23 protein-coding genes are annotated in these 21,970 nt (G+C 68.3%); 11 read left to right on the forward strand and 12 right to left on the reverse strand.

All coding sequences use genetic code 11. The features are described 5' to 3' along the window. Nucleotides 1–124 precede the first annotated feature (124 nt). On the forward strand, nucleotides 125–595 hold the full coding sequence (locus ACFOWZ_RS26685) for a hypothetical protein (RefSeq protein ID WP_382376630.1): 471 nt from the start codon (nucleotides 125–127) through the stop codon (nucleotides 593–595). A 151-nt stretch (nucleotides 596–746) separates the two neighbouring features. Then, nucleotides 747–3,953 carry a fused isobutyryl-CoA mutase/GTPase IcmF gene (icmF, locus tag ACFOWZ_RS26690; RefSeq protein WP_382376631.1) on the forward strand — a complete coding sequence of 1,069 codons (3,207 nt, stop codon included), beginning with the start codon at nucleotides 747–749 and terminating at the stop codon, nucleotides 3,951–3,953. Between the two features lie 57 nt (nucleotides 3,954–4,010). Here the strand turns inward: icmF and ACFOWZ_RS26695 are convergent, their stop codons facing one another. Both ACFOWZ_RS26695 and ACFOWZ_RS26700 read right to left on the reverse strand, forming a co-directional pair. Beyond that, nucleotides 4,011–4,691, reverse strand: a complete 681-nt coding sequence (locus ACFOWZ_RS26695; RefSeq protein WP_382376632.1) for an MOSC domain-containing protein — start codon at nucleotides 4,689–4,691, stop codon at nucleotides 4,011–4,013. A gap of 4 nt (nucleotides 4,692–4,695) precedes the next feature. Next, nucleotides 4,696–5,130, reverse strand: a complete 435-nt coding sequence (locus ACFOWZ_RS26700) for a nuclear transport factor 2 family protein (RefSeq protein WP_382376633.1) — start codon at nucleotides 5,128–5,130, stop codon at nucleotides 4,696–4,698. Nucleotides 5,131–5,247: 117 nt separating this feature from the next. Between ACFOWZ_RS26700 and ACFOWZ_RS26705 the strand changes: the two genes are divergently transcribed. The 3 genes from ACFOWZ_RS26705 to ACFOWZ_RS26715 all read left to right on the forward strand — a co-directional run bounded on the left by ACFOWZ_RS26705 (nucleotide 5,248) and on the right by ACFOWZ_RS26715 (nucleotide 7,809). After that, nucleotides 5,248–5,775 carry a CGNR zinc finger domain-containing protein gene (locus tag ACFOWZ_RS26705; protein ID WP_382376634.1) on the forward strand — a complete coding sequence of 176 codons (528 nt, stop codon included), beginning with the start codon at nucleotides 5,248–5,250 and terminating at the stop codon, nucleotides 5,773–5,775. Nucleotides 5,776–5,852: 77 nt separating this feature from the next. Further along, complete coding sequence (locus ACFOWZ_RS26710; RefSeq protein ID WP_382376635.1) at nucleotides 5,853–7,010, forward strand: hypothetical protein; 1,158 nt, start codon at nucleotides 5,853–5,855, stop codon at nucleotides 7,008–7,010. A 109-nt stretch (nucleotides 7,011–7,119) separates the two neighbouring features. Then, a complete protein-coding gene (locus ACFOWZ_RS26715; protein ID WP_382376636.1) occupies nucleotides 7,120–7,809 on the forward strand; it encodes a family 16 glycoside hydrolase in 690 nt (229 codons plus the stop codon). A 74-nt stretch (nucleotides 7,810–7,883) separates the two neighbouring features. Here ACFOWZ_RS26715 and ACFOWZ_RS26720 read toward each other — a convergent pair whose 3' ends face one another. Beyond that, entirely contained in the window at nucleotides 7,884–8,534 is a 651-nt protein-coding gene (locus ACFOWZ_RS26720; protein WP_382376637.1) for a hypothetical protein, read from the reverse strand. Between the two features lie 158 nt (nucleotides 8,535–8,692). Here ACFOWZ_RS26720 and ACFOWZ_RS26725 point away from each other — a divergent pair, with 158 nt between their 5' ends. Next, on the forward strand, nucleotides 8,693–10,258 hold the full coding sequence (locus ACFOWZ_RS26725; protein ID WP_382376727.1) for a sensor histidine kinase: 1,566 nt from the start codon (nucleotides 8,693–8,695) through the stop codon (nucleotides 10,256–10,258). Here ACFOWZ_RS26725 and ACFOWZ_RS26730 read toward each other — a convergent pair. The 4 genes from ACFOWZ_RS26730 to ACFOWZ_RS26745 all read right to left on the reverse strand — a co-directional run bounded on the left by ACFOWZ_RS26730 (nucleotide 10,251) and on the right by ACFOWZ_RS26745 (nucleotide 12,535). Then, on the reverse strand, nucleotides 10,251–11,108 hold the full coding sequence (locus ACFOWZ_RS26730) for a hypothetical protein (protein WP_382376638.1): 858 nt from the start codon (nucleotides 11,106–11,108) through the stop codon (nucleotides 10,251–10,253). The two genes, ACFOWZ_RS26725 and ACFOWZ_RS26730, sit on opposite strands and share 8 nt — an antisense overlap. A 47-nt stretch (nucleotides 11,109–11,155) precedes the next feature. Further along, a complete protein-coding gene (locus ACFOWZ_RS26735; protein WP_382376639.1) occupies nucleotides 11,156–11,674 on the reverse strand; it encodes an RNA polymerase sigma factor in 519 nt (172 codons plus the stop codon). Then, on the reverse strand, nucleotides 11,667–11,810 hold the full coding sequence (locus tag ACFOWZ_RS26740; protein WP_382376640.1) for a hypothetical protein: 144 nt from the start codon (nucleotides 11,808–11,810) through the stop codon (nucleotides 11,667–11,669). Before ACFOWZ_RS26740 ends, ACFOWZ_RS26735 begins: the two co-directional genes overlap by 8 nt. Before the next feature lie 74 nt (nucleotides 11,811–11,884). Continuing rightward, complete coding sequence (locus ACFOWZ_RS26745; RefSeq protein WP_030468752.1) at nucleotides 11,885–12,535, reverse strand: response regulator transcription factor; 651 nt, start codon at nucleotides 12,533–12,535, stop codon at nucleotides 11,885–11,887. An 84-nt stretch (nucleotides 12,536–12,619) separates the two neighbouring features. Between ACFOWZ_RS26745 and ACFOWZ_RS26750 the strand changes: the two genes are divergently transcribed. Next, the gene (locus ACFOWZ_RS26750) at nucleotides 12,620–13,411 is read left to right on the forward strand and encodes a universal stress protein (RefSeq protein WP_382376641.1); all 792 of its coding nucleotides are present in this window, start codon (nucleotides 12,620–12,622) and stop codon (nucleotides 13,409–13,411) included. Here ACFOWZ_RS26750 and ACFOWZ_RS26755 read toward each other — a convergent pair. Next, nucleotides 13,398–13,955: a YceI family protein gene (locus tag ACFOWZ_RS26755; RefSeq protein WP_382376642.1), complete on the reverse strand. Its 558-nt coding sequence runs from the start codon at nucleotides 13,953–13,955 to the stop codon at nucleotides 13,398–13,400. The genes ACFOWZ_RS26750 and ACFOWZ_RS26755 overlap by 14 nt on opposite strands. Nucleotides 13,956–14,050: 95 nt before the next feature. Between ACFOWZ_RS26755 and ACFOWZ_RS26760 the strand changes: the two genes are divergently transcribed. Then, nucleotides 14,051–14,584: a MarR family winged helix-turn-helix transcriptional regulator gene (locus ACFOWZ_RS26760; RefSeq protein WP_382376643.1), complete on the forward strand. Its 534-nt coding sequence runs from the start codon at nucleotides 14,051–14,053 to the stop codon at nucleotides 14,582–14,584. Here the strand turns inward: ACFOWZ_RS26760 and ACFOWZ_RS26765 are convergent. Beyond that, a complete protein-coding gene (locus tag ACFOWZ_RS26765; RefSeq protein WP_382376644.1) occupies nucleotides 14,489–15,433 on the reverse strand; it encodes a GlxA family transcriptional regulator in 945 nt (314 codons plus the stop codon). The genes ACFOWZ_RS26760 and ACFOWZ_RS26765 overlap by 96 nt on opposite strands. Before the next feature lie 71 nt (nucleotides 15,434–15,504). Between ACFOWZ_RS26765 and ACFOWZ_RS26770 the strand changes: the two genes are divergently transcribed. After that, nucleotides 15,505–15,654, forward strand: coding sequence for a hypothetical protein (locus ACFOWZ_RS26770; protein WP_382376645.1), 150 nt, complete (start codon nucleotides 15,505–15,507; stop codon nucleotides 15,652–15,654). On the opposite strand, the gene ACFOWZ_RS26775 is transcribed toward ACFOWZ_RS26770, so the two are convergent. After that, nucleotides 15,647–16,756, reverse strand: coding sequence for a citrate/2-methylcitrate synthase (locus tag ACFOWZ_RS26775; protein WP_382376646.1), 1,110 nt, complete (start codon nucleotides 16,754–16,756; stop codon nucleotides 15,647–15,649). The genes ACFOWZ_RS26770 and ACFOWZ_RS26775 overlap by 8 nt on opposite strands. A gap of 42 nt (nucleotides 16,757–16,798) precedes the next feature. Here ACFOWZ_RS26775 and ACFOWZ_RS26780 point away from each other — a divergent pair, with 42 nt between their 5' ends. Both ACFOWZ_RS26780 and ACFOWZ_RS26785 read left to right on the forward strand, forming a co-directional pair. Beyond that, complete coding sequence (locus tag ACFOWZ_RS26780) at nucleotides 16,799–17,920, forward strand: citrate synthase (RefSeq protein WP_382376647.1); 1,122 nt, start codon at nucleotides 16,799–16,801, stop codon at nucleotides 17,918–17,920. Nucleotides 17,921–18,264: 344 nt separating this feature from the next. Then, nucleotides 18,265–19,362, forward strand: coding sequence for an acyltransferase family protein (locus ACFOWZ_RS26785; RefSeq protein ID WP_382376649.1), 1,098 nt, complete (start codon nucleotides 18,265–18,267; stop codon nucleotides 19,360–19,362). Here the strand turns inward: ACFOWZ_RS26785 and ACFOWZ_RS26790 are convergent. Further along, nucleotides 19,325–21,025, reverse strand: a complete 1,701-nt coding sequence (locus tag ACFOWZ_RS26790) for a 1-deoxy-D-xylulose-5-phosphate synthase (RefSeq protein ID WP_382376650.1) — start codon at nucleotides 21,023–21,025, stop codon at nucleotides 19,325–19,327. The genes ACFOWZ_RS26785 and ACFOWZ_RS26790 overlap by 38 nt on opposite strands. Continuing rightward, on the reverse strand, nucleotides 21,015–21,956 hold the full coding sequence (gene ispH / locus ACFOWZ_RS26795; protein WP_382376651.1) for a 4-hydroxy-3-methylbut-2-enyl diphosphate reductase: 942 nt from the start codon (nucleotides 21,954–21,956) through the stop codon (nucleotides 21,015–21,017). The genes ACFOWZ_RS26790 and ispH overlap by 11 nt, the downstream gene beginning before the upstream one ends. Nucleotides 21,957–21,970 lie beyond the last annotated feature (14 nt).

Here is a 21,970-nt window from a genome sequence, read left to right on the forward strand (position 1 = left end):
CTGGGTGTTGTTCGCGGCCCGCGTTGTTCACGGGAGGGTTTTCCGGGCGTGCTCCGGGTTATCGGACAACGCGGAACTCCGTAGACATGGCCGGGGCGAAGTTCGCCCGGTGAGAGGGGATCCGATGTTGAAACGAACACTCGCGTTGCTGGTGGGGCTGGTCCTGACGGCGTTGTTCGGCCTGGTGGGTCCTGGTGCGGCGGTGGCGGCGCCCGCCGGGGACGTGACGGTGGCGTCGTCGCCGGACTGCTCCGGCACGGGGAGCTGGGGCAAGATCCGCTACCAGGTGTGCCAGCAGTGGAACTGCGACAGCAAGCACTGCTACCACCGCGGATACCTCGGACTGATCAACACGGCGACCAGCGCGCGCACCGTCGAGTGGTGGATGGTTCACCAGGTCGCCGGCAACCCGACCGAGTGGCGGGACGGCCGGGAGTCCGTCCGGCTGGAGGCGGGGGAGCAGAAGACGATCCTGACGGACCCCAGCTACCACGAGTCCTGCGGCATCACCGTCACCAGGAAGCTCTGGATCCAGTACGACAGCGCGGGCTGGAGCCCGCCTCTCAGCGTCACGTCGCCGATGCCCTGCCGCTGACCGGAGCCAGGTGGACAGCGGACCGCTTGGGGGTCGGCCCGCTGTCCACCGCCACTCCACCCGTGCGGCCGAAGCTCGTGGTTCGGGCTCGATCCAGAGACCTGAGCCACCCTCGGTTGCACGTCCAATAGTAGGAAGTCAAACTATTCTCATGGCGACCTCACTGCACCGGCCGGCGAACCCGGTCCGCTTCGTGACCGCGTCCAGCCTGTTCGACGGCCACGACGCGGCGATCAACATCATGCGGCGGATCCTGCAGTCGCAGGGTGCGGAGGTCATCCACCTCGGGCACAACCGGTCGGTGGCGGAGGTCGTCAACGCCGCGATCCAGGAGGACGCGCAGGGCATCGCCATCAGCGCCTACCAGGGCGGGCACGTCGAGTACTTCTCGTACCTGGTGGAGCTGCTCAACGAACGCGGTGCCGGGCACATCCGCGTCTACGGCGGTGGTGGCGGCGTCATCGTGCCCGAGGAGATCGAGCTGCTGCACTCGCGCGGGGTGGCGCGGATCTTCTCGCCACAGGACGGGCAGACGCTCGGGCTGGCTCGCATGATCAACCTGATGATCGAGGAGTGCGACCACGCGCTGACCGAGCCGTTCAGCCACGACGCGTTGCTGACGGGGGCGGACGAGGCTCTGGCGCGCGCGATCACGCACATCGAGGCGGGCACGGCGGAGGAGTTGGAGACCACCCGCAAGGTGCCGGTTCTCGGCATCACCGGCACCGGTGGTTCCGGCAAGTCCTCGCTCACCGACGAGCTGGTGCGCCGCTTCCGGCTCGACCAGCAGGACAAGTTGCGCATCGCCGTGCTCGCGGTCGACCCGACGCGTCGCCGTGGTGGTGGCGCGCTGCTTGGTGACCGCATTCGCATGAACTGCCTCGACGGAAACCGCGTGTTCTTCCGTTCGCTCGCCACGCGCCGTGCGGGCAGTGAGATCCCGGACGGCCTGGAGCAGGCCATCGTGGCGTGCAAGGCTTCTGGCGCGGACCTGGTCATCGTCGAGACGCCCGGTATCGGTCAGGGCGACGCCGCCATCGTGCCGTTCGTGGACTTCTCGCTGTACGTGATGACGCCGGAGTTCGGTGCCGCGTCGCAGCTCGAGAAGATCGACATGCTCGACTACGCCGATGCCGTGGCGATCAACAAGTTCGAGCGCCGCGGTGCCGAGGACGCGCGCCGCGATGTGGCACGGCAGATGGTGCGCAACCGTGAGGCGTTCGGGGCCAAGTGGGAGGACATGCCGGTGTTCGGCACGTCCGCCGCGACGTTCAACGACGACGGTGTGACGGCGCTGTACCAGTTCCTGCGTGACGGCCTTGTGGAACACGGACTGGCCGTTGAGGAAGGCTCTCTCGCGACGGTCAACGGCAAGACGTCGACCAGCGCGTCCACGATCGTGCCGGCCTCGCGCGCGCGTTACCTGTCCGACATTGCCGACACCGTGCGCGGCTATCACCGCAAGACCGAGGAGCAGGTCGAGGCGGTCCGCACGCACACCCAGCTCACCGCCGCGCAGAAGGCCCTCGAAGCCGCGGGCAAGGGCGTTGAAGACATCGCGGAACTCGCGTCCGACGCCGAGCGCAAGGTCGACCGCGACGTCCAGGAGCTGCTCGCGGGGTGGCCGGAGACGCGTGAGCAATACTCGGGTGACGAGCTCGTGTTCAAGGTGCGGGACAAGGAGATCCACACCAAGCTGACGCGGGAGACGTTGTCCGGCAACCAGGTCCGCCGCGTCAGCCTGCCGCGCTACGACGACGAGGGCTCGCTGCTGCGGTTCCTGCGCAAGGAGAACCTGCCGGGCTTCTTCCCGTACACGGCAGGCGTTTTCCCGTTCAAGCGCGAGGGCGAGGACCCGGCGCGCATGTTCGCCGGCGAGGGTGACGCGTTCCGCACCAACCGCCGCTTCAAGTACCTGTCGCAGGGCAACCCGGCCACGCGCCTGTCGACCGCCTTCGACTCCGTGACGCTCTACGGCCGCGACCCCGACACCCCGCCGGACGTCTACGGCAAGATCGGCACGTCTGGTGTCTCGATCGCGTCGCTCGACGACATGAAGGCGCTGTACGACGGCTTCGACCTCGTCGCGCCGACCACGTCCGTGTCGATGACGATCAACGGTCCGGCGCCCACGATCCTCGCCTACTTCCTCAACACGGTGATCGACCAGCAGGTCGAGAAGTTCAAGGCCGAGCACGACCGCGAGCCCAACGCCGAGGAGTACGAGCAGCTGCGCCGGTTCGCGCTGGCCAACGTCCGCGGCACCGTCCAGGCCGACATCCTCAAGGAGGACCAGGGCCAGAACACCTGCATCTTCTCCACGGAGTTCTCGCTGCGGATGATGGCGGACATCCAGGAGTGGTTCATCCAGCAGCAGGTGCGCAACTTCTACTCGGTGTCGATCTCGGGCTACCACATCGCCGAGGCGGGGGCGAACCCCATCTCGCAGCTGGCGTTCACCTTGGCCAACGGCTTCACCTACGTCGAGTCGTACCTGGCGCGCGGCATGAACATCGACGACTTCGCGCCGAACCTGTCGTTCTTCTTCTCCAACGGCATGGACGCCGAGTACAGCGTGATCGGCCGGGTCGCGCGCCGGATCTGGGCCGTGGCCATGCGCGACCGCTACGGCGCTCAGGAGCGTTCGCAGAAGTTCAAGTACCACGTGCAGACCTCGGGCCGTTCGCTGCACGCGCAGGAGATGGACTTCAACGACATCCGCACGACCTTGCAAGCGTTGTGCGCGTTGTACGACAACTGCAACTCCTTGCACACCAACGCTTACGACGAGGCGATCACCACTCCGACGGAGTCGTCCGTCCGCCGCGCGATGGCCATCCAGATGATCATCAACAAGGAGTGGGGCCTGTCCGCGAACGAGAACCCGTTGCAGGGCTCGTTCGTCATCGACGAGCTGACCGACCTCGTCGAGGAGGCGGTGCTGATGGAGTTCGACCGCATCTCCGAACGCGGCGGCGTCCTCGGCGCGATGGAGACCGGCTACCAGCGCGGCCGCATCCAGGACGAGTCGATGCTCTACGAACAGCGCAAGCACGACGGCTCGTTGCCGTTGATCGGCGTCAACACCTTCCTGCCGGAGGGCGGTGAGCGGGAGGTCGTGAAGATCGAGCTCGCCCGCGCCACGGAAGAGGAGAAGCAGTCGCAGGTCGACCGCACCCGTGCGTACCAGGCGGCGCACCGCGACGAAGCCCAGAAGGCGCTCGCCCGCCTGCGCGAGGTGGCGCAGACGAACGAGAACGTGTTCGCCGTGCTGATGGACGCCGCCCGCGTCTGCACGCTCGGCCAGATCACCGAGGCGTTCTTCGAGGTCGGCGGCCAGTACCGCCGCAACATCTAAAACGATGAACGGCGCTTTTGTTCACCTCAGGTGGACAAAAGCGCCGTTCATCATGTTTCAGACGGCGTAGGGGCGGCCGACGATCCACCCGCCGATCCGGTCGGGGAGCTCGTCGGTCGGCACCACCTCCACGGGGTCGCCGACGTTCACCACGCCCGGCCGGATCACCCAGCTGTCGAGGCACAGCACGCCGCCGAACTCGTGCCGGATGCGCCGGTGCACGTCGAGGTCCTGCGCCCCGGTGTCGGGGTCGATCGTCGTGACGACGCACCGGGCGCGCTTCTGGAACATGCCGATCACCACGTCACCGATCACCAGCGCGTGGCCGGGCCAGCCGTCCTCCTCGCCGGGCTCGACGCCGCCGATGAGGATGTTGGGGCGCAACCGCCGCACGTCCACGCCGGCCGCCTCGACCTGGCCGTCCGTGGCCACCAGAACGTTGAGCACGTCGAAGCGCTCCGGTCCGGTGTAGCGGGTCAGCCTGCCGCCGTGCGGGAGCACGAGTGCGTGGGCTTCCCAGCTGTCCCAGGGGTGTCCGTCCACGAGCGGGCCGTCCGGGCCGGTCGACGCCGGGATCGTGAGCAGGCCGTACCGGGTGCGTCCGGTCAGCACCCCGCGCGGCCCCTGGACGTGCACGAGCCGGTCGCCTTCCACGCCGTCGTCGGTGAACGCGGCTGTTTCCAGGGGCTCTCCGCCCAGCGACTTCACCGGGTAGCGCCACAGCGATTCGACGTGCATCGCACTACTCCGTCGGGATGTCGTCGGTCGAGTCCGGGTCGATCCGCCGCTCGGACTCGAGGATCTTCACGTCGTTGATGCTCGCCTCACGTCGCGACATCAGGCCGGACGGGGCGAACTCCCAGTTCTCGTTGCCGTAGCTGCGCCACCACTGGCCCTCGTCGTCGTGCCACTCGTACTGGAAGCGCACCGCGATCCGGTTGTCCCCGTAGGCCCACAACGACTTGCGCAGCACGTACTCGTGCTCGCGCTCCCACTTCTTCGTCAGGAACGCGACGATCTCGTCCGTGCCGCGGACGAACTCGGACCTGTTGCGCCACACGGAGTCCGGCGTGTAGGCGCCGGCCACGCGCTGCGGGTCGCGGGTGTTCCAGGCGTCCTGGGCGGCCCGCACCTTGAGCCGGGCGGTGTCGGCGTCGAACGGGGGAACGAGGTTCACGGCGGTCCTTCCAACGGTTGGGTGACGCTGTAAACGTTAGAACGAGAACCTAACGGATGCAAGCCTGTGTTACCGTTAGGCGTGCTGACGCCCGACGAACCACGTCCGGTCCTGCTGATGAACACCATCTGGGCCAACCGGTCACAGCTGCACGACGACCTGACCACGGTCGGCGGACTCCGCGACTTCCTTGGAGTACCGGCCGACGAGGACGACCTCAGGGCGTTCCGCGAGCTGCGGCAGGCGTTGCGGGACCTCGCCGGCGTGCTCACCGGGGACACGCGGGAGATCGCGCAGGGCCGCGATCTGGAGCGGGCGGTGGCTGAGGTCAACCGTGCGGCGCGGAGTGCGCCGCAGTGGCCGCAGCTGATCGTGCGCGACGGGGAACTGGTGCGGCACAAGGAAAGCGAGGGCTCGCTCGCGGACTCCGAGCGCGCTTCGATCGCCGCCGAGGCGGTCGAGCTGTTCACCGGTGAGAGCCGGGTTCTGCTGCGCGCCTGCCACGCGCCGGGCTGCGTCCTGTACTTCGTGAAGGACCACCCGCGCCGCGAGTGGTGCTCGCCGTCGTGCGGCAACAGGGTTCGCGCTGCGCGCCACTACCGGCGCAATCGGGGTGAATCCCCTGGTCCGAACGGGTTTTCCTGATCGCCGGGCCTACACGTGAGCCTTCTGCGTTCCGATAACCGGAGAACAGTAGGTATTGCGTGTGGTGGTGATCCGCGATGTCCAGAGAATCCGTGCCAGGCCACGACATCAACTATCACCTCGTCTGTTTCGACGAGACCGGCAACGAGCGGGGGCGCGAGAGCGCGGACGTCCTGTACGACGCCCGCCGCGGCGTCACCGACGTGTTCTTCTTCATCCACGGGTGGAACGGCGACGTGCCCGCCGCCCGCCTCCAGTACGGGCAGTGGGTCAGGACAATGGCCGACTGCCGCGCCGAACGTGAAGCGGCGCACCGGCTTCCGGGTGGCTTCAAGGCGTTGCTGGTCGGCCTGCACTGGCCGTCGAAGGCCTGGGGCGACGAGGACGTGCGGTCCGACGAGTTCATCAAGGCGCAGGCCCAGCGTCTCGGCGGAGGCGCCGGCCGCACCGCCGCGGTGCGCACGATCGTCCAGGCCGCGCGGGATCACCCGTGCCGGATGTCGCCCGCGGTCAAGCAGGCGTACGACTACCTGGAGAGCTCGGTGCCGGACCTGCCGGGCGAGGACGGGATGGCGTTCGACGCCGAGCAGCTCTACCGGGCGTGCCTGGAGGATCCGGCGCTCGGCGGGATCCTGTCGCCGTTGCGGATCCTGACGTTCTGGAAGATGAAGCGGCGCGCCAAGGTGTTCGGCGAGAGCGGTGCGGCGCGGCTCGCCCGCGAGGTCGCGCAGGCCGCCCCGAACGCGCGCATCCACCTGATGGGGCACAGCTTCGGCTGCATCACCGCGAGCGCGATGGCGAACGTCGTGCCGGCCGCGACGCTGACCCTGGTGCAGGGTGCGATGTCGTTGTGGTCGTTCGCGGAACGGCTGCCCGGCGAACCCGGCTCCGGCTACTTCCGCAGCGTGCTCGCACGCGTGCCGGGCCCGATCATCGTCACCACCTCGGCGCACGACCACGCGATCGGCCGGTTCTACCCGCTGGCCGCGCGGTCGGGCCGTCAGATCGACCTCGACGAGTACCCGAAGTACGGCGGCATAGGCTCGCACGGCGTGCAGGGCACGTACGCGCACGGCCACAACATCGGATCTCCCGGCGAACTGACCAGGGGACAGGTGCACAACGTCGACTGCACGTCGGTGATCCGCCGCATCGAGGGGATCGCGGGCGCGCACAACGACATCTGTCACCCGGAACTGGCGCGGTTGCTCTGGAAGGCGGTGCTGGCCCGGTAGGGGTTGTCCGTTTTCAGAAACACGCGATTCCGTTGACTGCTCCGACGACTCGGTCCTACCGTGGGTGAACCGTCGCTGGCGAAAACCTCGGAGCCGAGGACGGTAAACCATGTTTCGTCGTCCATCGTGGACAGTCGCTGCCTTCGTGCTGGCGCTCGTCGCGGGAGCGTCTCCAGCACGGGCAGCGGATCCCGTGCTGGTGCCCATCTTCGACGGCAAGACGCTCGACGGCTGGACCATGCACGCCAAGGACGCGTTCGTCGTGAAGGGCGGCGCGATCCACAGTCAGAAAAACGCGTCGCGCGGCTGGATCTACTACAACAAGCAGCAGTACAAGAGCTTCCGCTGGATCTTCAAGCTGCGCCAGGTCTCCGGCAATCACAAACCGACCGTGCTGATCTGGGGCAAGATCGCGACACCGCCGCTGAACGGTCTCGGCGCCATCCAGTTCCAGCCTCCCAACGGTGGCGCGTGGGACTACCGGCCGGGCCACAACAACGGCGGCGGCAAGCTCTTCACGAAGTACCCGCACCCCAGCTGGGACGTGAAGAAGTGGGCGCAGTGCGAGATCCTCGCCAACGGTGACACCGGAATCGCCCGCATGGCGTGCTGCCCGCTGCCCGACGGCGCGGCGAAGTGCAAGGCGCAGGAGGTCCTGAAGTTCGAGGACGAGAAGGAACCCGCCGGTCGCGAAGCACCGCTCGCGATCCAGATCCACAACAAGGGCATCGAGGACGAGTACAAGGACCTCGTGGTCGAGTCACCGGTGGCGGACCCGACGAAGTTCATCACGACCTAGCCTTTTTGGCGCGAAAAGCACGTTCGGGCCGATAGATGGCCCGAACGTGCTTTTCGCGCCGAAAGAACTACGGGTTACGCCGCGCCCAGCCGCAGGACCATCTGCGGCACCAGCGTGTTGCCGAGGCACGGGCGCAGGTCCGCGCGCAACGCGGACAGGCTCACCGGGTCGTGGGCGGGGGAGACGGCGAGCCCGACCGTCCCCGCGGTCAGGACGACTCGCTGCATCGCCTGTCCCGCACGGATTTCCGCCGCGGCCCCCTGGTTGAACGTGCACAGCACCAGCTCGGTCCCGCTCTCCACGTGCAGCCACGCCCGCTCCACCTCGGCCGCGCGCGACAGCAGCCCGCGCCAGGAGGCCAGTTCGGGGAACGTCGTCCACGTGCGACGGTTCGTGCGCAACGCGTGCAGCAGCGCCAGCACGTCCGGGCCCGGCTCCTGGTACCCGCCGAGCCTGATGGCCGCGGCGGCGTCGGCCGCGCTCTGTCCTGGCAGCAGCGTCACCAGTGGACGGATGCCGTGACCCTGCAGCGCCAGCCTGGCATTGAGCAGCACGACACCGCACGCGATCCGCGTCTCCCTGTCGTGCGGGGCGTGGGTGTGCAGCTCGATCTGCTCGGGACGCACCTCGAACCGCACGCAGGGCGCGGCGGTTCTCGCGAGAGCGAGGACGCAGCGCACGTCCTCACCCGCGAGACCGAGTGAGTCGGGCACGGCGATCGTCATGCTCACACTCTCAGGCTGGTGGACGTTGGTCGGCCACGGTCGAAGGTCCCCACTTGCTAGGGCCGTGCGTTGGCTGAAAATGTGCGAATCTAGTCGTCGTGCCTGATGCGCCTGGTCGCCGAGACCTCGACGAGCTGCTCGACGAGGTGCGAGATCGCATGGACGAGATCGTCACGACCCGTGACCACATGCAGGAGCTCCTCGGCGCGGTGCTCGCGGTCGCGTCGGGGCTGGAGCTCGACTCGACGTTGCAGCGCATCGTCCAGGCCGCGGTGGACCTCGTCGGCGCCCGGTACGGCGCGCTCGGCGTGCTCGGGACCCGCGATGACCTGTCCGAGTTCGTCTACGTGGGCGTGGACGAGGCGACGCGGGCCACGATGGGCCACCTGCCGGAGGGCAAGGGGCTGCTCGGGCTGCTCATCAAGGACCCGACGCCGTTGCGGCTGCGCGACCTGTCCCAGCACGAGATGTCCGTCGGCTTCCCGCCGAACCACCCGCCGATGCACAGCTTTCTCGGCGTGCCCGTGCGCGTGCGCGACGAGGTGTTCGGCAACCTGTACATGACGGAGAAGATCGACGCGGCCGAGTTCACCGCGGACGACGAGGCCGTGCTGCAGGCCCTGGCCGCGGCCGCCGGCATCGCGATCGAGAACGCCAGGCTGTTCGAGCGGTCCCGGATGCGCGAGCGGTGGCTGGAAGCGATCGGCGAGGTCAACTCCGAGCTGCTCGGCGGCGCGTCCGGCGAGTACGCGCTGCGCCTGATCACCCAGCGGACCGTCGAGCTGGCCGGCGCGGACTCGGCGCTCGTGGTGCTCGGCGACGGCCAGCACACACCGTTGTCGGTGGCGGCGAGCGCGGGCATGAAGATCGACGACTTCAACGCCGCCGACCACGCCGTCGACGAGGTCGTCCGCTCCGGCGTCCCGCTGCTGGTGGACGACCTGGGTTCGGGCTTCGGCCCCGCGCTGGCGGTCCCGCTGCGGTCCGGCGAGGGCGTCACCGGTGCCCTGGTCGTGCTGCGCCGAGGCGGCGAGACCAGGTTCCTGCCGGACCAGGTACCGGTGCTGGCGTCGTTCGCGGACCAGGCGGCGGTCGCGCTGGAATTCGCCGAGCAGCAACGCTCCCAGCGCCTGCTGGACGTCCTGGAGGACCGCGACCGGATCGCGCGCGACCTGCACGACCACGTGATCCAGCGGCTGTTCGTCACCGGCCTGACGCTCCAGTCGACCATGCGGCGGATCGCCGAGCCGGAGATCGCCGCCCGCCTGCAGACGGCCGTGGAGCAGCTCGACGAGACGGTGCGCGAGATCCGCACGTCCATCTTCGACCTGCACTCGACGGACAACACGTCGCTGCGCCGCCGCCTGCTCGACCTGGTGGCGGGCCTGACCGAGTCGACCCACCTCTCCCCGGCGGTGCGGATGTCCGGCACCGTCGACAACTCGGTGCCACCCGAACTCGCCGAACACGTCGAGGCCGTGGTGCGCGAGGCGGTCACGAACGCTGTGCGCCACGCGTCCGCGACCGAGCTGACGGTGCTGATCGACGCGGGCGAGGACGTCGTGATCACGGTGCAGGACAACGGCGTCGGCATCCCGGCCGACGCGTCCCGCAGCGGCCTGCGCAACCTGGCGCACCGCGCGTCGAAGTTCGGTGGGACGTTGGCGGTGCGGGCGACGGAGGGCGGGGGTGCCTGCGTGGTGTGGCGGGTGCCGCTCACGTAGTCAGCCAGCTGCCTGCCTTTCCCGGGCGGATCTCGAAGACGTCGGCGGAGACCGGGACGGAGTTTGCGCGCACCCATTCCACCCAGTCGTGTGGCCAGCGCGTGTCCGACGACCAGTGCACACCTTCGAGCGGGAGGCCGTTGAGATCGGCGGAGGACAGATCGGCTCCGACCATGCTGGTCACCGCCGAGAGCATCTTGTCGATCAAGCCTGGAAGCGCTTTTGCCAGCTCGATGAGCTCATGAGGTCCGCCGAGCTGCCGAACCCTGGCGGCGTGAAGAAAGATGTAGCGGAAGAACGACTCCCCCTCCGACGCTCGGGAGATCTTGATCAGAAGCTTGGCGAGCCGCTTGCCGAGCGAGTTGGTGTGATGGCGGACTCTGTCGTGCGCTGCTTCCGCAGAGGGCATGACGTTCTGCAGGCCGACGAGCGTGTCGACGAGGCTCTGAGCCTGCGGGTGGTCGATCGTGCAGACGGCGAGCAGAGCCTCCGCGAGAGCAAACCGGATGGCGTCGAACGTGTGAATGTCGTTGAACGGGCCGGCGCCGCTGAACGCATTGGTGACCAAGTGGGCATGCACTGCGCACGTGGCGATGGACCGCGTTTCGACGAGCAACCGCATCGGCAACCAGGCACGGGTGGCGAGGCGCTCCGCCGCAGGCAACTCGCTGAGCTGGTCGGCGAGTTCGGTGAGCCCCTCAACCTGCCATGGACGGTCGCTCGACGGGCCAGGAGGTTCCACCTGCGCGAGTCCGGCTTCGAGGTTCAGCACGTCGTCGAGCCCGCCCATCAGTTCGGTGTGCTCTCGCGCCAGCATCGCGTCCGAGAGGCCGCGTTCCAGGTCGACCACGTCGTCGAGCGCGCCGTGCAGCAGAGCCAGCTGCTCGTCCAGCCACGTCATCGGTCACCTCGCGCGCTGAGGGCCTGGCGGGCCTTCACCAGGCTGGACCGCACCGCCTCCGCCGTGATGCCGAGCTCGTCCGCGATCTCGGCCGGGCGGAACCCGGACAACGTCCAGGCCATGACCTGTTGCTGCCTCGGCGGCAACACCGCGAGTGCGGTGAGGAGGTCCTGCTGCTGCTCCCAGTTCTCGATGTCACCGCACAGCGGCGGCGCCGGTTCGGGAGGGTCGGCGACCAGGTCCTCCGCGGTGGCGAACCGCCTGCGGCCGAACGTCTTCGACGCGACGCGGTGTGCCCAGGCCCGGTGGTGGTCGATGCGGTGCCACGACCGGTAGGCCTCGATCATCGTGTCTTGGACGACGTCGGTGGCCTCGACCAGCGTCGCGCCGTGCATCAGGACGAACGCCGTCAGCGGTTTGAAGTTCGTCCGGTAGAAGGCCGCGAACTCCTCGTCCGTGGCTGGCCGGCCCGCGGACACCTGTGAGGTGGTGCGCGCGGGTTTCTCGTCAGCCATCGCCGTCCCTCGTGATGCGCAGGCGCAGCTCGACCTGCTGACGGCGGCGGGTCCGCTTCGTGTGGTGCGAGAGCCGCAACGCCAGCGCGACCACTGCCAGCACCTGGGTGCCGAGGCCGCCTATCAACGCGATCACCGTGGGGTCCACGGGAATGAGGGGCGCCGAAGCGGCTCGGCGTGAACCGTTCCTGCTCGGTTCACTCGATCAGATCAGCGGGGCTTCTCGCCGTCCTTGCGGAACTGCGAGGCGAACACCGCGGCCTGCGTGCGGCGCTGCATGCCCAGTTTTGCCAGCAGGTGCGAGACGTAGTTCTTCACCGTCTTCTCGGCGAGGAACATCCGCTCGGCGATCTGCCGGTTCGTCAGGCCCTCGCCGATCAGGTCGAGGACCGTGCGCTCCTGCTCGCTGAGCATGCGCAGCGGGTCGCCCTCCTCGCGTTCGCGGCGGATGCGGTTGAGCAGTGCGGAAGTCGTGCGGGCGTCCAGGAGGGACTGTCCTGCCGCGACCGTGCGGACCGCGTTCACCAGGTCGGCGCCCAGGATCTGCTTGAGCACGAAGCCGGACGCGCCCGCCATGATCGCGTCGAAGAGCGCCTCGTCGTCCGCGAAGCTCGTCAGCATCAGGCACTGCAGGCCCGGTATGCGGCTGCGCAGTTCGCGGCACAGCTCGATGCCGTTGCCGTCGGGGAGCCTGATGTCGAGCACCGCCACGTCGGCCTGTGCTCCCGGCACCTTGGCCAGGGCCTCCGCTACCGATGCGGCGTCACCGACCACCTCGAGATCGGACTCCTCGCCCAGCAGGTCCGCGATGCCGCGGCGGACGATCTCGTGGTCGTCGACGAGGAAAACACGCGTCGCCATGTGGCTCACGGTAGCCCAAAGACCCTGACACGAGGGGACCAACGGCACGCGGCTCACTACGACGATCGGGCCTATTTTGAGATCATGAGCGGTCCTCCCGTTGTCGTCGGAGTCGACGGTTCCTCGTCCGCGCTGGCCGCGGTGGCGTGGGCTGCTCGGGCGTGCGTGCTCCACGACGCGCCGTTGCGGCTGGTACACGCGTACACGTTGCCGACGCGCGGGTATCCGGAAGTCATCTCATCGGCGCGTGAGCTGCGTTCGGCCATGTACGACCAAGGGCGGATGTGGCTCTCTCAGGCCGTTGCCGTCGCACGGTCGGAAGCACCTGATGTGCCCGTGGAGCACGACCTGCGCATGGAACATCCCACGCCCGTGTTGATCGAAGAGTCGACACGCGCGCGGGAAGTCGTGGTGGGGTCGCACGGGCTGGGAGGGTTCACCGGAGCGCTGGTGGGCTCAACGGCCGTGGCGCTGTCTCTTCACGGTGAATGTCCCGTGGTGGTGGTGCGTGGCAACCACCGTGATGGGCCCGTGGTGGTGGGCGTCGACCTCTCGCCTGGGTCGGACCCTGCCATCGGTTTCGCGTTCGAGGAGGCAGCGGCGGCGGGAGTGCCGCTCGTGGCCGCGCACGCCGGCGAGCAGTCTCTGAACACGCGAATGTCCGGGTGGCTGGTGAAGTACCCGGACGTCGCGGTGGAACAGCTGGTGGTGCAGGAGCGGCCGATCCCGGTGCTGCTGGAGCTGGGGCAGCGGGCCGGACTGCTCGTGGTCGGGTCGCGGGGGCGTGGCGGATTCGCCGGGATGCTGCTCGGGTCCACCTCGCAGGCCCTGATCTACCACGCCCCGTGCCCTGTGGCCGTCGTCAGGCCTGCTTGATCGCCGAGATCTCGAACTCGAGAACGACCTTCTCGCTCACCAGGACGCCGCCGGTCTCGAGCGCGGCGTTCCAGGTCACGCCGTAGTCCTTGCGGTTGATGGTGTGCGAGCCCTCGAAGCCCACGCGGGTGTTGCCGAACGGGTCGACGGCCACGCCCTCGAAGGCGAACGGGATGGTGATGCTCTTGGTGACGTCCTTGATGGTGAGGTCACCGGTGATCTCGAAGTTGTCCTCGTCGACCTGCTTCGCGGAGGTCGAGACGAACTTGATCTCCGGGTAGGTCTCGACGGCGAGGAAGTCGTTGGTGGTCAGGTGACCGTCGCGCTGCGCGTTGCGGGTGTCGATGCTGGCGACCTTCAGGGTCACCTCGGCGGTGGTGTTCTCCGGCTTGTCACCGTCGATGTTGATCTTGCCATCGAACTCGTTGAACGCACCACGAACCTTCGTGACCATCGCGTGGCGCGCGACGAAGCCGATGCGGGAGTGCGAGGCGTCGATGACGTAGGCGCCGGTCAGTTCGGAGAGGTTGGTGGCCGTGGTCATGGCGGTCAGTCCTTCGGTTCGTTCGACTTGGTTGATGTGTCACTCACCTTGCCGGAACGTGGATGATGTGTCAACTATTCCCGTATGCTGAGCAGGTGACACGATGGCTGGAACCTGAGCAGCAGCGTGCGTGGCGTGCCTACGTCCGCATGCAGGGGGAGCTCAACGCGCATCTGAGCAGGCAGATGTCGGTCGACTCGGAGATCTCGATGGCCGACTTCGCCGTGCTGGTGCAGCTCACCGACACGCCTGACGAACGCGTACGGGTGTTGGAGCTCGCACGGTCTTTGCACTGGGAGAAGAGTCGCATCTCACACCACCTGGCCCGGATGGAGAAGCGCGGCCTGGTGCGCAGGGAGATCTGCCGCAGCGACGGGCGCGGGTCGTTCGTCGTGCTGACGGACCTCGGCCGGTCCGCGATCGAGGAGGCGGCGCCTGCGCACGCCGAGACCGTGCGTGCGCTCGTGTTCGATCAGCTCTCCGACGACGAGGTCGACGCGCTGCGAGAGATCTCGGAGAAGGTCTTCACGCGCCTAACGACAGGAGAATGTGCGTCGGTAATCGCTCGGTGCGACGCCGACGACCCGATGGAAGTGGTGTCGGAGGAGAGCGGCTGTACCGAAGCCTGATCTGGCGGCGACCGCGTCGACGTCCAGGTCGGTCTCCTCGAGCAGCCTGCGCGCGTGCAGCACCCGCTGGAGTGACAGCCACTTGTTCGGGGTGGTGCCGGTCTCCGCGACGAACCTGCGCGCGAACGTCCGCTCGGACATGACGGCGAGCTTCGCCATGGACGCCACCGTGTGGTTGTCCGCGATCGTGTCGAGCACCTGCTCCAGCACCGGTTCGAGGCTGTCCGAGCTGCACTCGGGGATCGGGAGCTCCACGAACTGCCGCTGACCGCCGTCGCGCTGCGGTGGCACGACCATCCTGCGCGCGATGGTGTTGGCGACCTTGGTGCCGAGCTCCCTGCGGACCAGGTGCAGGCAGGCGTCGATGCCCGCGGCGGTGCCGGCGCTGGTGATGATGTTGCCGTCGTCCACGAACAGCACGTCCGGGTCGAGTTGAGCCTTCGGGAAGCGCTCGCGGAACTGCCCCACTTCACGCCAGTGCGTGGTGCAACGGCGGTCGTCGAGCAGTCCGGCCGCGCCCAGGATGAACGCCGCGCTGCAGACGCTGAGCAGCGTCGCGCCGGTCTCCTGGATCGCTCTGAGCAACTTCTCCGGGTACTCCTCGCGCACGCGGGCGGCGGGCAGTGCCACCAGGTCGGCGTCGTGCAGCGCCTCGAACCCGAACTCCGGCGTGATGGTCACCCCGGGGACCTGAGTGGCGACCGGCTGGTTCGGGAACTCGCCGCACACGCGGAAGTCGATCGGCGGCACGCCGTCGTCGGTCCGGTCGTATCCGAACACTTCGCAGAGCAGTCCGAACTCGAACGGCGCGACGCCGTCGATGAGGGGAACCGCCACCGATCGCAGCATGGCAGGATTTTAGCGCGCCACGTCAGATCTGCCACTGTTGGCGGGATATTGTCGAGCGCAAACTTTATGACATGACTCTTGTAGTGATCGTCCTGGTCCTGGCAGGCATCTCCGTGTGGCTCGACCGGCACCGCGACCGCAATGCGGGCCTGGCGGGTTCGTCCGACATCAACGACCGCGACCGCATCCGCGTGCACAATGACCTGCGGTACCTCACTTGATGAGGGGTTGTGGTCCCGTGTAGCGGGCGACCGGGCGGATGATCTTCGTGTCCTCGGACTGTTCGAGCGCGTTGGCACACCACCCGATCACCCGGCTGCACGCGAACGTCGGCGTGAACATCTCGCGCGGGATCCCGCACTGCTCCATCACCACGCCGGCGTAGAACTCGACGTTCGCGTACAGCTGCCGGCCGGGCTTGAGCTCGGCCAGCAGCTCGGTGACCCGGCGTTCGACCGTGACGGCGAAGTTCGTCAGCTCGGTGGGGTTCTCGAGCGCGATCTCCCTGAGCAGGCGCGCCCGCGGGTCCTCCGTCCTGTAGACGGCGTGACCGAAGCCCATGATCCGGTCGCCCTGCTCGATGCGCTCCCTGACCCAGGCGTCGATGTTGTCCGGCGTCCCGATGAGGTCGAGGGCCTCTAGCGCCCTGTCCGGCGCACCCCCGTGCAACGGCCCGGAGAACGTCCCGATCGCCGCCGTCACGGCGGACACGACGTCCGCGCCCGCACTGGCGACCACGCGTGCGGTGAACGTCGACGCGTTGAACCCGTGGTCGATCGTGGCGATCAAGTACTGCTCGACGGCACGGCTCGTCCACGTTGACGGCTCCTGTCCAGTCAACATGTACAACCAGTTTGCCGACGTTGACAAATCAACCCTGGGATTGACCGGATCAAGTCCCAGCTTGAGCCGGTGCAGTGCCGCCAGGATCGTCGGCGTCATCGCGCTGACCCGGAGCGCGTCCGCCTTCCTGGTGCTCATCGGCGCGTCCCACATCGGCTGCGACGGCAGCATCGACAACGCGGTCCTGAGCCCGGCCAGCGCGGTGCATCCGGATTTCGCGATGGCGGGCAGCACCTCGCTGATGGTCGCGGGCAGCGGCCTGAGCTCGGCGGTCTCCCGCGCGAAGAGCGCGGCCTCGTGCGCCTCCGGCAGCCTGCCCTCGACGAACAGGAACCACACGTCCTCGAACGACCGCGTCCTGGCCAGCTCGATCGCGTCGTGCTCGCGGTAGTGGTAGTAGCCCGCGGCACCGTTCACGTCCCCGATCAGGGTCGTGGTGACGACGACGTCTTTAAGCCCTTTGGGTGCATCAATCAACATGTACAACAGGCTCCGTCAACATGTCTTGTACAGTCAACGTTGATGGAATCAATGTTGACGACGAATCAAGCTGCCCGTCGCCTGGGCGTGAAACCGGCGACGGTCTACGCGTACGTCAGCCGCGGCCTCCTGACCAGCAAGAAGGTCAACCGCCACAGCATGTTCGACGTCGCCGACGTCGAGGCCCTGGCCCAGCGCACTGGTGCACGCGGAGCAGTGGCGGCTGTGACCGATCGCATCCGCACCCGCATCTCCCTGCTGGAGAACGACCGCCTGCACTACCGTGGCCGTTCCGCCGTCCAGCTGAGCGCGACCAAGCGCTTCGAGGACGTGGCCCACTGGCTGTGGACCGAGATCGACTCGACGGGCATGCAGTTCCCGGAGGGCCAGGAGATCTGGATGGCCCTCCCCGAGAGCGCCACGCTGACGGACAGGGTCCGCGTCGCCGTGGCACTGGCGAGCGCCGGCGACCCTCTCCGCTTCGACCTGTCCCGCGCGGTCACGACGGCCAAGGCCCTCATCGCCGACGTGGTCGAGTCCCTGCCCCTGCAGCAGCGCCCGATGGGCACGGACATCTCCGACCGCCTGTGGGCACGCCTCTCCCCGGTGCCGCCGGAACCGGACGTGCTGAACACGACCCTGATCCTGCTGGCCGACCACGACCTCGCCGTCTCGACCATGGCCGCCCGAGTGGCAGCTTCCGCCCGAGCCCACCCGTACGCCGTGGTGTCCGCCGGCCTCGGAGCCCTGGAAGGCCAGAAGCACGGCACCGCCAGCACCCTCGCGCACCGCTTCCTGCTGCAGGCCGAGACCGACCCCATGGGCGCCATCGCCGAACACCTGCGCGCCGAACGCCCGATCCCCGGCTTCGGCCACTACGTCTACCAACAGCGAGACCCGCGCGCCGACCACCTGCTCACGGTCCTGCGCGCCCACGGCGACCTGGTGGCGGACAAGGTGATCGCCACCCAGCAGCGGTCGTTTCCGAACGTCGACCTCGCCCTGGCCCAGCTCGGCGTGACGTTCAAGATGGCGCCGGACGCGGGAGAGGCGATCTTCGCGATCGCCCGGATCGTGGGGTGGATCGCGCACGCGATGGAGGAGTACGCGGAGCCGGGTCTGAGGTTCCGGACGCTCGGCGTCTACACGGGCGACAGGCCGTAGTGTGCTGAGTCGGAAATCCGTGATCTAAATCGTGTTTGGCGCGAAAAGCACGTTCGGGCGATCTAGCGGCCCCGACGTCCCGTTCGCGCCATACGGCTCCCTGTGAGCGAACGAGGAGCCAAGGCCATCTAGCGGCCAGAACGTGCTTTTCGCGCCAAAACAACAGGACACGACTTTGGCGGTTGATTTACAGCTCAGGACAGTAGCTCGGCGTCGGACTCTCCGCACGCGCCCGGCCGGAGATCACCAGGCGGCGCCAGCGGGCGCGCGGCACGCGTGACCAGAAGTCCTCTCGTCCCGTCGGACCCTGGCGTTCCACGGCCGGGAAGCGGACCATGGACCGCGTGAGATTGTCCGCAGTGGACAACCTGAAGGTGATCCTGGTGGCGTGGGTCATCGGGGGTCACGCGCTGCTCGGCTACGCCGCGATCGGCGGCTGGCCGTACGACGAGGTCAACGAGGTCACGTTCCACCCCGGCGTCGAGACCGTGCTGGCGGCGTTGATCGGGCCGTCCGGGCTGTTCTTCATGGGCACCTTCTACTTCATGGCCGGGATCTTCACGCCGGGCTCGATCGAACGCAAAGGCCGGCAGCGCTTCATCACCGAGCGGCTGGTCCGGCTCGGCACGCCGTGGGTCGTGAGCGCTGTGCTCGTCTGGCCCACGTTCGTCTGGATCGCCTACAACGGCGCCGGGCGGAACGTGTCGTGGTGGCACGCGTTCACGCACCGCGATCCGTTGCTGGACAGCGGGTCGCTGTGGTTCGTCGGGGTGCTGCTGGTCTTCTCCGTCGCGGTGGCGCTCGGGCCGCCGATCAAAGAACGCCGCATTACGCCCGGAACCGTCGTCGGCATGACGATGATCGTGGCCGGCACGACGTTCCTGACCCGGCTGGTGTTCCCCGCGAGGAGCGGTCAGGTCGGCGACCTGCACCTGTGGTGGTGGCCGCAGTGCCTCGGCATGTTCCTGCTCGGGGCGATCGGGGGTCGCAAGCTCGCCGAACGGGTGCCGGACGAGATCTACCGGCTCACCCGCAACGTCGTGGTCGGCACCATCGTGGTGTTGCCGATCGCCGCGGCCTTCCTCGGCGTGCTCGACCTCGCCGAGAACGCCGGACCGTTCCTCGGCGGCTTCACCTGGCAGGCCGCGGCCCTGGCGCTCGTCGAGGGAGTCCTGGTGGTGGCGGGCAGTCTCTGGCTCATCGGGCTCGCGCAACGCAGGCTGACCCGCCAGGGGCCCTTCACCGAAGGGCTGGCGCGGTCGGCCTACGTCGCGTTCGTCGTGCAGGGGCCGATTCTGCTCAGCCTCGCGACGGCCCTGCGTCCGCTGGAGCTGCCTGCTGAGGTGAAGGCGCCCGTTGTGGGTGCTGGGGCTATTGCGGTGTCGTTCGCCATCGGCTGGTTCGTCACTTCACGCCGAGGCGCTTCAGCACGCTCGTCGTGATGCCGGCGGCGTCCAGGCCGTGCGCGCGCAGGATGCGGGCGCGTGAGTCGTGCGGCAGGAAACGTGGTGGCAGAGCGAAGGTCGCGACGCAGTGGTCGGGCAACGCCTGTCCCAGCCGCGCGCCCAGTGCACCGGTCGACGTCGTGTCCTCCACGGCGAGGATCAGGCGGTGCCGGCTGCTGTACTTCACGAGGTGCGGGTCCAGGGGAGCGACCCACCGCGGATCCACCACGTTGACCTGGACGTCGTGCGACTCCAGTTCGACAGCCGCGGCCAGACAGGCGCCGGTCAACGGGCCGACCGCTACCAGCAGCACTTCGGCGTCCGGAACCTCGCGCAGCACGTCGAAGTGGCTCACCCGCCGCAACGCGGGTATGTCCGGCCCCGCAACGGCCTTCGGGTAGCGCACGACCGTCGGGCCGTCGGACACCGCGACGGCCTCACGCAGCAGCGAGGCCAGAGACGCCGGATCGCGCGGGGCGGCCAGGCGCAGGCCGGGGACGACGGGCAGCACGGAGGCGTCCCACATGCCGTGGTGCGAGGCGCCGTCGGGTCCCGTCACGCCGGCGCGGTCGAGCACGAACGTCACCGGTAACCGGTGCAGCGCCACGTCCATCAGCAGCTGGTCGAACGCGCGGGACAGGAACGTCGCGTAGACGGCGACCACGGGGTGCAGGCCGCCCATCGCCATGCCGGCGGCGGACGTCACGGCGTGCTGCTCGGCGATGCCCACGTCGAAGACGCGCGCGGGGAACTTCGCGGCGAACGCCCGCAGGCCCACCGGTTCCAGCATCGCCGCGGTCAGGCAGACGACGTCCGGGCGTTCCGCGCCCAGCAGCACGATCTCGTCGGAGAACACGTCGGTCCACGTCCGGCTCGACGAAGATCCGGACGCGCCGACCGCGTGCATGCGGTCGGCCTCGTCGGCCTCCGCGGCCTCGTACCCCTTGCCCTTCACCGTCTTGCAGTGCACGACGACCGGACGGCCCAGGGACTTGGCCTCCCACAGGGCGTTCTCGACGGCGTGCACGTCGTGGCCGTCGACCTCGCCGATGTAGGCCAGGCCGAGGGCCTCGAACAGGGCACGGGCCGAGCCGTCGAGCAACGACGCCGCGAACCCGCCCGCCGTCGGGTCGTACGAACGGCCGTTGTCGTTCAGCAGCACCACGACGGGACGGGAGGAGCCGCCGATGTTGTTCAACGCCTCCCAGCACATCCCGCCGGTCAACGCGCCGTCGCCGACGATGGCGACGACCCGGCGGTCGGTGCCGCCCAGCTCGAACGCCTTGGCCAGACCGTCCGCATAGGACAGTGCGGTTGACGCGTGCGAGTTCTCCACGACGTCGTGCGCCGACTCGGCCGCGGAGGGGTAACCGGACAGGCCACCCGCCTGCCGCAGGGAGTCGAAGTCCGGGCACCGGCCGGTCAGCATCTTGTGCACGTACGACTGGTGCCCGGTGTCGAACAGCACCACGTCGACGGGTGAGCTGAAGACCCGGTGCACCGCGATGGTCAGCTCGACGGCGCCCAGATTCGGTCCGAGGTGACCGCCGGTCCGGTGCACCTTGGCGATCAGGAAGGACCGGATCTCCGCGGCCAGAGAAGAGAGTTCGGACGAGGAGAGCGCCCGGACGTCGGCGGGCGAGGTGATGTCAGCCAGCACGGCGCACCGCCAGCGGCAGCGTGAAGGCGATCGTCTCGGTCGCCGCCGTGTGCGTCGAGATCTCCACGGGACCCAAGGCCCGCAAGGCTTCCACGACCTCGTCCACCAGCTCGGGTGGAGCGGAGGAACCGGCCGACAACCCGACCGCGGACACGCCGGCCAGCCAGGCCGGATCGATCTCCGACGCGTCGTCGACCAGGTACGCCGGGGTGCCGGTGCGAGCGGCGAGCTCGACCATCCGCACCGAGTTCGACGAGTTCTTCGAACCCACGACGAGAACCAGGTCCGAGCGCTGAGCGACGTCCCTGATCGCGATCTGCCGGTTCGTGGTCGCGTAACAGATGTCGTCGGAGCCCGGCCCGCGCAGCTGGGGGAACCTGCGGTGCAGCGCCTCGATCACTTCGGCGGTCTCGTCCACGGCCAGCGTCGTCTGCGTCAGGTACGACACCGGCCCGGTGATCTCCAGCGCCTCGACGTCGGACACGGTCTCCACCAGCACCATCTGACCGGGCGCTTCGCCCAGCGTTCCCTCGACCTCCTCGTGCCCGGCGTGTCCGATGAGGACGATCGTGTCACCGCGCTCGGCGAACCGTCGGGCCTCGGAGTGCACCTTCGTCACCAACGGACAAGTCGCGTCCAGCACGTCCAACGAGCGTTCACGAGCCTCGGCACGCACGGCAGGAGACACGCCGTGCGCGGAGAAGACCGCCGTGGCACCAAATGGCACCTCGGAAAGCTCCTCCACGAACACGGCACCACGAGCCTCCAGCGACCGGACCACGTGGATGTTGTGCACGATCTGCTTGCGCACGTAGATGGGGCCGCCGCGCTGGTCGAGCAGCCGTTCGACGATCTCGACCGCACGCTCCACCCCGGCGCAGAACGACCGGGGTGAGGCGAGCAGCACAGAACGCGGCGGGTGTTCCGTCATCAGGCGCCTTCCCA

The organism is Lentzea rhizosphaerae (assembly GCF_042649515.1).
GTDB lineage: Bacteria > Actinomycetota > Actinomycetes > Mycobacteriales > Pseudonocardiaceae > Lentzea > Lentzea aerocolonigenes.

Excerpts from the sequence above, each read along its gene's own strand:
- ACFOWZ_RS26715 (WP_382376636.1), top strand. The coding sequence starts at position 7,120 with ATGTTTCGTCGTCCATCGTGGACAGTCGCTGCCTTCGTGCTGGCGCTC.
- ispH (WP_382376651.1), bottom strand. The coding sequence starts at position 21,956 with ATGACGGAACACCCGCCGCGTTCTGTGCTGCTCGCCTCACCCCGGTCG.
- ACFOWZ_RS26775 (WP_382376646.1), bottom strand. The coding sequence starts at position 16,756 with ATGTTGATTGATGCACCCAAAGGGCTTAAAGACGTCGTCGTCACCACG.
- ACFOWZ_RS26710 (WP_382376635.1), top strand. The coding sequence starts at position 5,853 with ATGTCCAGAGAATCCGTGCCAGGCCACGACATCAACTATCACCTCGTC.
- ACFOWZ_RS26750 (WP_382376641.1), top strand. The coding sequence starts at position 12,620 with ATGAGCGGTCCTCCCGTTGTCGTCGGAGTCGACGGTTCCTCGTCCGCG.
- ACFOWZ_RS26765 (WP_382376644.1), bottom strand. The coding sequence starts at position 15,433 with ATGCTGCGATCGGTGGCGGTTCCCCTCATCGACGGCGTCGCGCCGTTC.
- icmF (WP_382376631.1), top strand. The coding sequence starts at position 747 with ATGGCGACCTCACTGCACCGGCCGGCGAACCCGGTCCGCTTCGTGACC.
- ACFOWZ_RS26735 (WP_382376639.1), bottom strand. The coding sequence starts at position 11,674 with ATGGCTGACGAGAAACCCGCGCGCACCACCTCACAGGTGTCCGCGGGC.
- ACFOWZ_RS26695 (WP_382376632.1), bottom strand. The coding sequence starts at position 4,691 with ATGCACGTCGAATCGCTGTGGCGCTACCCGGTGAAGTCGCTGGGCGGA.
- ACFOWZ_RS26780 (WP_382376647.1), top strand. The coding sequence starts at position 16,799 with ATGGAATCAATGTTGACGACGAATCAAGCTGCCCGTCGCCTGGGCGTG.
- ACFOWZ_RS26705 (WP_382376634.1), top strand. The coding sequence starts at position 5,248 with ATGAACACCATCTGGGCCAACCGGTCACAGCTGCACGACGACCTGACC.
- ACFOWZ_RS26755 (WP_382376642.1), bottom strand. The coding sequence starts at position 13,955 with ATGACCACGGCCACCAACCTCTCCGAACTGACCGGCGCCTACGTCATC.
- ACFOWZ_RS26725 (WP_382376727.1), top strand. The coding sequence starts at position 8,693 with ATGGACGAGATCGTCACGACCCGTGACCACATGCAGGAGCTCCTCGGC.
- ACFOWZ_RS26720 (WP_382376637.1), bottom strand. The coding sequence starts at position 8,534 with ATGACGATCGCCGTGCCCGACTCACTCGGTCTCGCGGGTGAGGACGTG.
- ACFOWZ_RS26685 (WP_382376630.1), top strand. The coding sequence starts at position 125 with ATGTTGAAACGAACACTCGCGTTGCTGGTGGGGCTGGTCCTGACGGCG.
- ACFOWZ_RS26770 (WP_382376645.1), top strand. The coding sequence starts at position 15,505 with ATGACTCTTGTAGTGATCGTCCTGGTCCTGGCAGGCATCTCCGTGTGG.
- ACFOWZ_RS26745 (WP_030468752.1), bottom strand. The coding sequence starts at position 12,535 with ATGGCGACGCGTGTTTTCCTCGTCGACGACCACGAGATCGTCCGCCGC.